Source organism: Acinetobacter sp. 1000160, assembly GCF_000588715.1.
Lineage (GTDB): Bacteria > Pseudomonadota > Gammaproteobacteria > Pseudomonadales > Moraxellaceae > Acinetobacter > Acinetobacter courvalinii.
This window is the reverse complement of sequence record NZ_JFWP02000008.1, coordinates 1-12,293: the sequence shown is the minus strand read 5'-3', so window position 1 is coordinate 12,293 and position 12,293 is coordinate 1. Positions and strand designations below refer to the sequence as shown.

Genomic DNA, 12,293 nt, shown 5'->3' with positions numbered 1-12,293 from the left:
TATCAAAATTAATCAACAGGAAGATCACAAGTCATGGCAAATCAAGGAAAGCGTGTCTCTTTTAACTGGCAAGATCCCTTTTTACTCGAACAGCAACTCAGCTCGGAAGAACGCATGATTCGGGATAGCGCTCAGGCCTATTGTCAAGACAAACTCATGCCACGGGTACTGGAACAATTCCGTCATGAAAAAACCGATCCAAGTATTTTTCGGGAAATGGGCGAGCTAGGTCTATTAGGCCCAACCATCTCGGAGCAGTATGGTGGTGCGGGGCTAAACTATGTCAGTTATGGTTTGATTGCACGCGAGATTGAACGGGTAGATTCGGGCTATCGTTCGATGGCCAGTGTGCAAAGTTCACTGGTGATGGTGCCGATTGCCGAATTTGGTACCGAAGCACAAAAACAGAAATACCTGCCTAAACTGGCGACAGGTGAATACATTGGCTGTTTCGGATTGACCGAGCCGGATCATGGCTCTGATCCGGGCAGTATGCTATGTCGTGCCAAAAAGGTTGCAGGCGGTTATCGCCTCAGTGGTAGCAAAATGTGGATTACCAACAGCCCGATTGCAGATGTGTTTGTGGTGTGGGCCAAAGAAGTCTCGGAAACTGGCAATGTCGGGGAGATTCGTGGTTTTATTCTGGAAAAAGGTTGGGAAGGGCTGTCTGCGCCTGCCATTCATGGCAAGGTCGGGCTGCGAGCATCGATTACCGGTGAAATTGTGATGGATCAGGTCTTTGTGCCGGAAGAGAATGCTTTCCCTGAAGTGCGCGGCCTAAAAGGACCATTTACCTGCCTGAACAGTGCCCGTTATGGCATAGCTTGGGGTGCAATGGGGGCCGCTGAATTTTGTTGGCATACCGCACATCAATATACCATGGACCGCAAACAGTTCGGTCGACCACTGGCAGCCAATCAGCTGATCCAGAAGAAACTGGCGGATATGCAGACCGAAATTGCCTTGGGATTGCAGGCGGCTTTGCGTTTTGGGCAAATGAAAGATGCAGGGATTGCTTCAGTGGAAGGAACATCGCTGATCAAACGCAATAACTGTGGTAAAGCGCTGGAAATTGCCCGTTTGGCGCGTGACATGATGGGCGGCAACGGCATCAGTGATGAGTTTGGTGTGGCCCGTCATCTGGTCAATCTGGAAGTGGTGAATACCTATGAAGGCACCCATGATGTACACGCCTTGATTCTTGGGCGTGCACAAACCGGTATCGCTGCATTTTCTAACTAAAACTTCTGCATTGTTTAAACGCAAAGATACGCTTGCGGGCGTATCTTCGGGCAAATTCATGCCTAAAAAATTGACTTATAGCAATTAAAATCGTCAAGGATTCATCAAACACATTTCCGGTAGAAAATGACACTTTGCCAAAACAATAAATAGTACTGTCGCAAAGGATTCATCACTTGAATGGTTGATGAAAGACCAGACCCATTTGAGAAAATGAGGTGTCAAATGAACAATGATGTTCAAACGGTAGCAAGCTCAGCGATGAGCAAATGGCCTTCTAATCTGGGAACCTATGCGCGGATTACGTCACACACATGGAAATTTGCCTTGCTGTTTGCCTACTTCGCCATGGTGGTAGATGGCATCGATATCATGCTGCTGTCATACAGTCTGACCAGTTTAAAGGCAGAATTTGGATTATCAACCTTTCAGGCGGGAGCGTTGGGGAGTGCCTCTCTCGCCGGGATGGGAATTGGCGGTATTCTGGGTGGCTGGGCCTGTGATAAATATGGACGGGTCAGAACCATTGCCCATTCTGTGACTTTCTTTTCGGTGGCGACCTGTCTATTGGGTTTTACCCAAAGCTTTGAACAGTTTATGTCGTTACGTTTTATTGGGGCTTTAGGGATTGGCGCCCTTTATATGGCCTGCAATACCTTAATGGCGGAGTATGTTCCGACCTCCTATCGCACCACAGTACTGGGCACCTTGCAAACCGGACAAACGGTTGGCTATATTGTGGCAACCTTACTGGCTGGTGCCATCATTCCGGAACACGGCTGGCGGATTTTATTCTTCATTACCGTGATTCCAGCAGCGATCAATATCATCTTACAGCGCTTTGTGCCTGAGCCTAAATCCTGGCAGCTGACGAAAATGAAGAGTTTGACTCCGCAAACGCAGCAAGTTATTACGACGCAACCGCAACCGAAAAGCCAAAGTATCTATCAACAGATTTTTGCCAATTTCAAACATCGCAAAATGTTCCTGCTCTGGATGACGACAGCTTTCTTTTTACAGTTCGGTTATTACGGCATTAACAACTGGATGCCGAGTTATCTGGAAATCGAAGTGAATATGAACTTCAAGTCGCTGACCAGTTATATGGTGGGTTCGTATACGGCAATGATTCTAGGCAAGATTCTGGCGGGTTATCTGGCAGATAAATTTAACCGCCGTGCCATTTTCGTGTTTGGAACGCTGGCCAGCGCAATCTTCCTGCCGATCATTATCTTCTTTAATACCCCTGACAATATTCTGTATTTACTCATTACCTTTGGATTTCTTTATGGGATTCCATATGGGGTCAATGCCACCTATATGGCGGAATCTTTTTCAACGGATGTTCGCGGTACTGCCATTGGCGGAGCCTATAACATTGGTCGGGTTGGGGCGGCGATTGCACCGGCCACCATCGGTTTTTTAGCCTCTGGCGGAACATTCGCTATGGCCTTTATTGTCATGGGTGCCGCTTATTTTATTGCGGGTGTGTTACCGGGACTATTTATACGCGATCGCCAATACGATCCACAACAATCATAAGCAAGGAGGATGGAACATGGGTGCATTAACAGGCTTACGTGTACTGGATCTGAGCCGGGTGCTGGCAGGACCGTGGTGTAGCCAGATTCTGGCTGATCTGGGGGCTGAAGTGATCAAGATTGAACGTCCTCAAACCGGCGATGATACCCGGATGTGGGGTCCGCCGTGGATGAAGGATGATGCAGGACAGCCCACGCGCGAGGCGGGCTATTATCAGTCTGCCAACCGGAATAAATACTCGGTCACCATTGATCTTGCCTCAAAACAGGGCCAGGCCTTGTTACGGGAAATGGTCAAGGACAGTGATGTGCTGATTGAAAATTATAAAGTCGGTTCACTGCATAAATATGGTCTGGACTATGCCAGCCTGCGTGAGATCAATCCGGGACTGGTCTATTGCTCGATTACCGGATTTGGGCAAACCGGACCTCGTGCGTCTGAGCCGGGTTATGATTTTGTCATTCAGGGTATGGCCGGATTGATGAGCATTACCGGTGAAAAGGATGATTTGCCGGGTGGCGGCCCACAAAAGGTGGGGGTTGCAGTCACGGATTTACAAACCGGATTATATGCCACCATTGCGATTCAGGCGGCGCTCTGGTCGCGTCAAAGTACAGGCAAAGGACAACATATTGATCTGTCCTTACTGGATGTACAGGTTGCGGGTTTAGCCAACCATGGCATGAACTATCTGATTACCGGTCAGGCACCGCAGCGTTGGGGCAATGCGCATGCCAATATTGTGCCTTATCAAACCTTTAGGGCAAAAGATAAGGACTTTATTATTGCCTGTGGCAATGATGCCCAGTTTAAAGCCTTGTGTCAGGCCATTGGTCAGGCGGAATGGGCAGCGCATCCCAAGTTTAGATTGAATCAGGACCGGATTGCGCATCGGGGTGAATTGACTACGTTAATGGATCAGCATTTTCTCACGCAATCTGCCCAATACTGGGTAGAGCGGATTCATGTGGTCAAAGTGCCAGTCGGCATGATCAATAATGTGGAGGAAGCATTACAAGAACCGCAAGTACAAGCAAGAGAAATGGTGGTGTCGATTCCACATCCACAATATCGTCACTTTAAAATGATTGCCTCGCCATTAAAGTTGTCTGCCACACCTGTGGAGTACCGTCTTGCACCCCCCCGTTTGGGAGAACATACCCAACAGGTCTTAGCACAATACTGTTCCACAGAGCACTTGGCGGAGTTAACCGAGCAAGGTGTGATTGGGCATTGATCAACAATGCCCAAAGTGATTGCGATGACCAAGAAATTAAAATTTATTTTATTAAATCAATTATTTATAATTTGTTTCATATCCTGTTACAGCATTACAACTGCGTTATTGTTGATATTTTTTATACTAGAGCTCGAGTTTTACATTGCATGAGCTCGCTTTTATTCACGCTGTGAATGTCTTATTTGACCCTTGCGGTCTATCCACTATCATTAAAATAAAGTGAGGGAATTATGCCTTCCAAGCCATCTTCGCAGTTTGCGAATGTGAATCCAAACGTGTTTTTAAGCACGGTCATTATTATTGCGATTTTTCTCGCAATCGTCATTGTCGCACCCAGTTCCTTTGAACTTTTGACCCAACAGCTTAAACAATGGATTACTGATTCGTTTAGCTGGTTTTATGTTTTATCCGTCGCCGTCTTTTTGATTTTACTGATTTATATTGCCTGTTCCGCCAGCGGAAAAATCAAGTTAGGGCCTGATCACAGTCAGCCTGAATACAGTAATGGTTCATGGTTTGCCATGCTGTTTACGGCAGGGGTGGGGATTGGTTTGATGTTCTTTGGTGTGGCAGAGCCAGTGATGCATTATGTCAGCCCGCCCAGTGGTGACCCTGAAAGTGTAGAGTCGGCTCAACAGGCCTTACGCATCACCTTCTTCCATTGGGGATTACATGCCTGGGCGATTTATGCCGTTGTTGGTTTGGCACTGGCCTACTTTGCCTATCGTCATAATCTCCCCCTAAAAACCCGTTCCGCACTTTATCCGATTATTGGTAAGAAAATTTACGGTCCTATAGGTGATGGTATTGATACCTTTGCCACCATTGGTACGGTTTTTGGTGTTGCTACCTCTTTAGGCTTTGGGGTAACCCAGATTAACTCAGGTCTCCATTACTTATTTGGTGTTGAACAGAGTAGCTATATTCAGGTTGGTCTGATTATCTTTGTCAGTATCTTGGCATCAATGTCTGTCTTTTTGGGGTTGGACAAAGGCGTGAAACGTCTTTCCGAGCTGAACCTGATCTTGGCACTGGTGTTGTTGGCCTTTGTCTTTATTGCTGGGCCAAGTATCTATTTGCTACAGACCACTATTCAAAATGCGGGTTCTTATTTCTCCAACCTATTCAGCATGACCTTTAACTTATATGCCTATCAACCGAATGGCTGGATTGGTGGTTGGACTATCATGTATTGGGCATGGTGGATTTCATGGTCGCCATTTGTCGGGATGTTTATTGCACGTGTGTCACGTGGCCGGACCATTCGTGAGTTTATCGTCGGTGTATTACTGATCCCAACCGGTTTTACCATTATCTGGATGGGTTTCTTAGGCAATGCTGCCTTATTCAGTATTATGCAAGAACACAATGTGACCTTGCTGCAAGCTGTACAAAATGATTCATCCGTGGCGTTGTTTGAATTTCTGAATCACTTGCCCTTGGCTGGCGTGATGAGCTTGTTGGCAACCGTACTGGTGATGCTGTTCTTTGTGACTTCAGCTGATTCCGGCGCCTTGGTGACAGACTACCTGACGGCTAAAACAGAAAACTCACCGACATGGCAAAGACTGTTCTGGACCGTATTGATGGCTGTTTTGGCGATTATTCTACTCTTGGTGGGTGGTCTGGCTGCTTTGCAGGCCTCAATCATTATGAGCGCCTTGCCATTTACATTCGTCATGTTACTGATGAGTTGGGGGCTGTTAAAAGCCTTAAAGATCGATGTGACGAAAATGCAGGCGATTCAGGAAGCGCGTATTACACCGCGAGCAATTCATAATCCACGTAGCTGGCAGCAACGTTTGGGGCTAATCATGCATTACCCGCATACTGAAGCTGAGGTCAGGGAATATATAGAGACACAGGTCAGAAAAGCGTTTGAAAGTATTCAGAAAGAGTTTAAACGCCGTCATCTGGAAGTGAATATTCAAAATACTGAACAAGGCTTGCAACTGCGCGTCGATCATCATCATGAGATTAATTTCATCTATACGGTCTATGCGCATGAAACCGTACCGCCAAGTTTTATGCTGGGGCAGGGCGATGCTGATGAGGCGCAATATTTCCAGGCTGAAGTATTCTTGAGAGAAGGTGGACAAAACTATGATGTTATGGACTGGACTCAGGAAGACTTGATTCAGGACATTATTGATCAATATGAACGTCATCTTTACTTCTTGAATATTGTAAGAGGCACATCGTCTTAACAGGGGATGTCGACTGAAAACAATAACAACACCGGTTTTGAGCACCTCAGAACCGGTGTTTTGCTTTTTGGAGATATTTTTTTCAATAAAATTTTTAGTTGGAAGCCTGTTTATTGATAAAAAGTGAGCCTGTGAGAAAGAAATGATCAAAATTAAAAAGATTTTCGCTGATAATTAAAACAAATATAGATAAAAATTTATAGATAACAGTGATTTGGGTGATTTAAATGTTGGCTAAATTAATTTTTAAGATAATGAATAAATTTTAAATTATATAAATCAGTAAATTAGATAAGTTAAAGTTTAAAAATAAAACAACCGAATAATTTAATTTTTAAAAGTGCTTGCGTCTGGTCTGAAATACTGTAGAATGCACATCCATCGGCGGTGATGCAGATAAAAACTTGTTGATAAACAAGGATTTGGCTAAAATGGTTAGATTCTTGAGTTTGTTGATAAGTTTGCTAAATATCTAAATTACCTGTTGACTTTTAAGAAATTGAGAGTAATATAGCCGACCTAGCTTGATGATGACGAATCATCGAGAAGATCATTAAGAGAATAGAAGAACAACTTGTGTGGATTTTTACTGGTTGATCGATCGAAAATATTTCATTGATTAATTGGTTTAAATTTCTCGAAGTTTATTTGAGCAAATATTAAGTCAGTAATTGATGAGCCAAGATTTGTAGCCATAAGCTACTAATGATTTTAAACTGAAGAGTTTGATCATGGCTCAGATTGAACGCTGGCGGCAGGCTTAACACATGCAAGTCGAGCGGGGAAGGTTGCTTCGGTAACTGACCTAGCGGCGGACGGGTGAGTAATGCTTAGGAATCTGCCATTTAGTGGGGGACAACATTCCGAAAGGAATGCTAATACCGCATACGTCCTACGGGAGAAAGCAGGGGATCTTCGGACCTTGCGCTAAATGATGAGCCTAAGTCGGATTAGCTAGTTGGTGGGGTAAAGGCCTACCAAGGCGACGATCTGTAGCGGGTCTGAGAGGATGATCCGCCACACTGGGACTGAGACACGGCCCAGACTCCTACGGGAGGCAGCAGTGGGGAATATTGGACAATGGGCGCAAGCCTGATCCAGCCATGCCGCGTGTGTGAAGAAGGCCTTTTGGTTGTAAAGCACTTTAAGCGAGGAGGCGGCTCTCTTAGTTAATACCTAAGATGAGTGGACGTTACTCGCAGAATAAGCACCGGCTAACTCTGTGCCAGCAGCCGCGGTAATACAGAGGGTGCGAGCGTTAATCGGATTTACAGGGCGTAAAGCGTGCGTAGGCGGCTTTTTAAGTCGGATGTGAAATCCCCGAGCTTAACTTGGGAATTGCATTCGATACTGGGAAGCTAGAGTATGGGAGAGGATGGTAGAATTCCAGGTGTAGCGGTGAAATGCGTAGAGATCTGGAGGAATACCGATGGCGAAGGCAGCCATCTGGCCTAATACTGACGCTGAGGTACGAAAGCATGGGGAGCAAACAGGATTAGATACCCTGGTAGTCCATGCCGTAAACGATGTCTACTAGCCGTTGGGGCCTTTGAGGCTTTAGTGGCGCAGCTAACGCGATAAGTAGACCGCCTGGGGAGTACGGTCGCAAGACTAAAACTCAAATGAATTGACGGGGGCCCGCACAAGCGGTGGAGCATGTGGTTTAATTCGATGCAACGCGAAGAACCTTACCTGGCCTTGACATACTAGAAACTTTCCAGAGATGGATTGGTGCCTTCGGGAATCTAGATACAGGTGCTGCATGGCTGTCGTCAGCTCGTGTCGTGAGATGTTGGGTTAAGTCCCGCAACGAGCGCAACCCTTTTCCTTACTTGCCAGCATTTCGGATGGGAACTTTAAGGATACTGCCAGTGACAAACTGGAGGAAGGCGGGGACGACGTCAAGTCATCATGGCCCTTACGGCCAGGGCTACACACGTGCTACAATGGTCGGTACAAAGGGTTGCTACCTAGCGATAGGATGCTAATCTCAAAAAGCCGATCGTAGTCCGGATTGGAGTCTGCAACTCGACTCCATGAAGTCGGAATCGCTAGTAATCGCGGATCAGAATGCCGCGGTGAATACGTTCCCGGGCCTTGTACACACCGCCCGTCACACCATGGGAGTTTGTTGCACCAGAAGTAGCTAGCCTAACTGCAAAGAGGGCGGTTACCACGGTGTGGCCGATGACTGGGGTGAAGTCGTAACAAGGTAGCCGTAGGGGAACCTGCGGCTGGATCACCTCCTTAACGAAAGATTGGTGACCGGTAAGAATCCACAACAAGTTGTTCTTCGAAGATGTATCTGAGGGTCTGTAGCTCAGTTGGTTAGAGCACACGCTTGATAAGCGTGGGGTCACAAGTTCAAGTCTTGTCAGACCCACCAAATCTGATAGCTGAAGCTGAGATTGAGATATATCGTTCATTATGATTTTAAGCTGGGGACTTAGCTTAGTTGGTAGAGCGCCTGCTTTGCACGCAGGAGGTCAGGAGTTCGACTCTCCTAGTCTCCACCATGAATTACTTAGTAATTCTGAGCTAAATAGATTATAGAGTTTAGTGAATACAGTCCAAGTTGACTGGTTTATTAATCTCTGTGATTTATCACAGTTTACTACGCACCGACGAGGTGGTAGTTAATCATTAACAGATTAGTAGAATTGAGTCTGAAATAAATTGTTCACTCATTCTTTGATTTAAACATTTCGATGTTTAAGTTGAATGAAATGAGAACTAGCAAAAACACTGAATCAAGCGTTTTGGTATATGAATTTAGATTGAAGCTGTACGGTGATTAAGTTCACGAAACAACAAGCTGTATGAATTAATGTTTACATTGATTCTGTTGCTACACCCACTTGTAGGTGTAACGACTGTTTGGGGTTGTATAGTCAAGTAATTAAGTGCATGTGGTGGATGCCTTGGCAGTCAGAGGCGATGAAAGACGTGATAGCCTGCGAAAAGCTCCGGGGAGGCGGCAAATATCCTTTGATCCGGAGATTTCTGAATGGGGGAACCCACCCGCTAAAAGGCGGGTATCATAAGCTGAATACATAGGCTTATGAAGCGAACGAGGGGAAGTGAAACATCTCAGTACCCTTAGGAAAAGAAATCAATTGAGATTCCCTTAGTAGCGGCGAGCGAACGGGGAGCAGCCCATTAAGTTATGTGTGTTCTAGTGGAACGCTCTGGGAAGTGCGAACGTAGAGGGTGATATTCCCGTACACGAAAGGGCACACATAATGATGACGAGTAGGGCGAGGCACGTGAAACCTTGTCTGAATATGGGGGGACCATCCTCCAAGGCTAAATACTCCTGACTGACCGATAGTGAACCAGTACCGTGAGGGAAAGGCGAAAAGAACCCCTGTGAGGGGAGTGAAATAGATCCTGAAACCGCATGCATACAAGCAGTGGGAGCACCTTCGTGGTGTGACTGCGTACCTTTTGTATAATGGGTCAGCGACTTATATTCAGTAGCAAGGTTAACCGCATAGGGGAGCCGTAGAGAAATCGAGTCTTAATAGGGCGTTTAGTTGCTGGGTATAGACCCGAAACCAGGCGATCTATCCATGAGCAGGTTGAAGGTTGGGTAACACTAACTGGAGGACCGAACCCACTGTCGTTGAAAAGCCAGGGGATGACTTGTGGATAGGGGTGAAAGGCTAATCAAGCCTGGTGATAGCTGGTTCTCCCCGAAAGCTATTTAGGTAGCGCCTCGGACGAATACCATTGGGGGTAGAGCACTGTTTCGGCTAGGGGGTCATCCCGACTTACCAAACCGATGCAAACTCCGAATACCAATGAGTACTATCCGGGAGACAGACTGCGGGTGCTAACGTCCGTAGTCAAGAGGAAAACAATCCAGACCGCCAGCTAAGGCCCCAAAATCATAGTTAAGTGGGAAACGATGTGGGAAGGCATAGACAGCTAGGAGGTTGGCTTAGAAGCAGCCACCCTTTAAAGAAAGCGTAATAGCTCACTAGTCGAGTCGGCCTGCGCGGAAGATGTAACGGGGCTAAAACTATGTGCCGAAGCTGCGGATGTATACTTTAGTATACGTGGTAGGGGAGCGTTCTGTAAGCCGATGAAGGTGTATTGAGAAGTATGCTGGAGGTATCAGAAGTGCGAATGCTGACGTGAGTAACGACAAAACGGGTGAAAAACCCGTTCGCTGAAAGACCAAGGGTTCCAGTCCAACGTTAATCGGGGCTGGGTGAGTCGACCCCTAAGGCGAGGCCGAGAGGCGTAGTCGATGGGAAATTGGTTAATATTCCAATACTTCTGTGTAATGCGATGAGAGGACGGAGAAGGTTAAGTCAGCCTGGCGTTGGTTGTCCAGGTGGAAGGCTGTAGGCATGCATCTTAGGCAAATCCGGGGTGCTCTATGCTGAGAGCTGATAGCAAGCTGTACTTGTACAGTGAAGTGGCTGATACCATGCTTCCAGGAAAAGTCTCTAAGCTTCAGTTACACAGGAATCGTACCCGAAACCGACACAGGTGGTCAGGTCGAGTAGACCAAAGCGCTTGAGAGAACTCTGCTGAAGGAACTAGGCAAAATGGTACCGTAACTTCGGGAGAAGGTACGCTGCTGACGGTGATGGGACTTGCTCCCTGAGCTGTTGGCAGCCACAGAAACCAGGCCGCTGCAACTGTTTATTAAAAACATAGCACTCTGCAAACACGAAAGTGGACGTATAGGGTGTGATGCCTGCCCGGTGCTGGAAGGTTAATTGATGGGGTTAGCGTAAGCGAAGCTCTTGATCGAAGCCCCAGTAAACGGCGGCCGTAACTATAACGGTCCTAAGGTAGCGAAATTCCTTGTCGGGTAAGTTCCGACCTGCACGAATGGCATAATGATGGCGGCGCTGTCTCCAGCAGAGGCTCAGTGAAATCGAAATCGCTGTGAAGATGCAGTGTACCCGCGGCTAGACGGAAAGACCCCGTGAACCTTTACTGCAGCTTGACATTGAACTTTGACCTTACTTGTGTAGGATAGGTGGGAGGCTTTGAAGTTAGAACGCTAGTTCTAATGGAGCCGTCCTTGAAATACCACCCTGGTAATGTTGAGGTTCTAACTCTGCCCCGTAATCCGGGGCGAGGACCATGTCTGGTGGGTAGTTTGACTGGGGCGGTCTCCTCCTAAAGAGTAACGGAGGAGTACGAAGGTGCGCTCAGCGTGGTCGGAAATCACGCGTAGAGTATAAAGGCAAAAGCGCGCTTAACTGCGAGACCCACAAGTCGAGCAGGTACGAAAGTAGGTCTTAGTGATCCGGTGGTTCTGTATGGAAGGGCCATCGCTCAACGGATAAAAGGTACTCTGGGGATAACAGGCTGATACCGCCCAAGAGTTCATATCGACGGCGGTGTTTGGCACCTCGATGTCGGCTCATCTCATCCTGGGGCTGAAGCAGGTCCCAAGGGTATGGCTGTTCGCCATTTAAAGAGGTACGCGAGCTGGGTTTAGAACGTCGTGAGACAGTTCGGTCCCTATCTACCGTGGGCGCTGGAAATTTGAGAGGATCTGCTCCTAGTACGAGAGGACCAGAGTGGACGAACCTCTGGTGTACCGGTTGTGACGCCAGTCGCATCGCCGGGTAGCTATGTTCGGAAGGGATAACCGCTGAAAGCATCTAAGCGGGAAGCCTACCTCAAGATAAGATTTCCCTAGGAATTTATTCCTCTAAAGAGCCGTTCGAGACTAGGACGTTGATAGGTTGGGTGTGGAAGCACGGTGACGTGTGAAGCTGACCAATACTAATTGCTCGTGAGGCTTGACTATACAACACCCAAACAGTTGTTGTATTCAAGATAAATTCAATACATAACTTGATTTAGTGTCAAAACTAGTTACAATACGACTCAATTAACTAATCCGTTAATAACTCTTTCGGTACTAAGTGGCAAAAAACGTAAGACCACCCAAAACCAAAACAGTTTGCTGGCGACAATAGCAAGAGTGAACCACCTGATCCCTTCCCGAACTCAGAAGTGAAACCTCTTAGCGCTGATGGTAGTGTGGCACTTGCCATGTGAGAGTAAGTCATCGCCAGCTTTTAAAT

4 protein-coding genes, 2 tRNA genes and 3 rRNA genes are annotated in these 12,293 nt (G+C 46.9%); all 9 read left to right on the top strand.

Annotated elements, in window-relative coordinates:
- The first annotated feature begins 33 nt into the window (after positions 1-33).
- Positions 34-1,242 carry an acyl-CoA dehydrogenase gene (locus J699_RS04220; RefSeq protein WP_005228422.1) on the top strand — a complete coding sequence of 403 codons (1,209 nt, stop codon included), beginning with the start codon at positions 34-36 and terminating at the stop codon, positions 1,240-1,242.
- A 225-nt stretch (positions 1,243-1,467) separates the two neighbouring features.
- Complete coding sequence (locus tag J699_RS04225; RefSeq protein WP_032871033.1) at positions 1,468-2,784, top strand: MFS transporter; 1,317 nt, start codon at positions 1,468-1,470, stop codon at positions 2,782-2,784.
- A gap of 16 nt (positions 2,785-2,800) precedes the next feature.
- Entirely contained in the window at positions 2,801-4,021 is a 1,221-nt protein-coding gene (locus J699_RS04230) for a CaiB/BaiF CoA transferase family protein (RefSeq protein ID WP_032871036.1), read from the top strand.
- Positions 4,022-4,254: 233 nt separating this feature from the next.
- Positions 4,255-6,231 (top strand): BCCT family transporter, encoded by a 1,977-nt coding sequence (locus J699_RS04235; protein WP_032882934.1) that lies wholly within the window; start codon positions 4,255-4,257, stop codon positions 6,229-6,231.
- A 713-nt stretch (positions 6,232-6,944) separates the two neighbouring features.
- Positions 6,945-8,481: ribosomal RNA gene (locus J699_RS04240) — 16S ribosomal RNA — on the top strand.
- Positions 8,482-8,540: 59 nt separating this feature from the next.
- A tRNA-Ile gene (locus J699_RS04245) sits at positions 8,541-8,617 on the top strand.
- A gap of 54 nt (positions 8,618-8,671) precedes the next feature.
- Positions 8,672-8,747 (top strand) — tRNA-Ala (locus J699_RS04250).
- Between the two features lie 373 nt (positions 8,748-9,120).
- Positions 9,121-12,013: ribosomal RNA gene (locus J699_RS04255) — 23S ribosomal RNA — on the top strand.
- A gap of 158 nt (positions 12,014-12,171) precedes the next feature.
- Positions 12,172-12,286 (top strand): 5S ribosomal RNA (gene rrf, locus J699_RS04260).
- The 16S, 23S and 5S rRNA genes sit together here with 2 tRNA genes alongside, the layout of an rRNA operon.
- Positions 12,287-12,293 lie beyond the last annotated feature (7 nt).

What these genes read in the sequence shown, in the direction of transcription:
- J699_RS04220 (WP_005228422.1), top strand. Translation starts at nt 34, where the DNA reads ATGGCAAATCAAGGAAAGCGTGTCTCTTTTAACTGGCAAGATCCCTTT.
- J699_RS04225 (WP_032871033.1), top strand. Translation starts at nt 1,468, where the DNA reads ATGAACAATGATGTTCAAACGGTAGCAAGCTCAGCGATGAGCAAATGG.
- J699_RS04230 (WP_032871036.1), top strand. Translation starts at nt 2,801, where the DNA reads ATGGGTGCATTAACAGGCTTACGTGTACTGGATCTGAGCCGGGTGCTG.
- J699_RS04235 (WP_032882934.1), top strand. Translation starts at nt 4,255, where the DNA reads ATGCCTTCCAAGCCATCTTCGCAGTTTGCGAATGTGAATCCAAACGTG.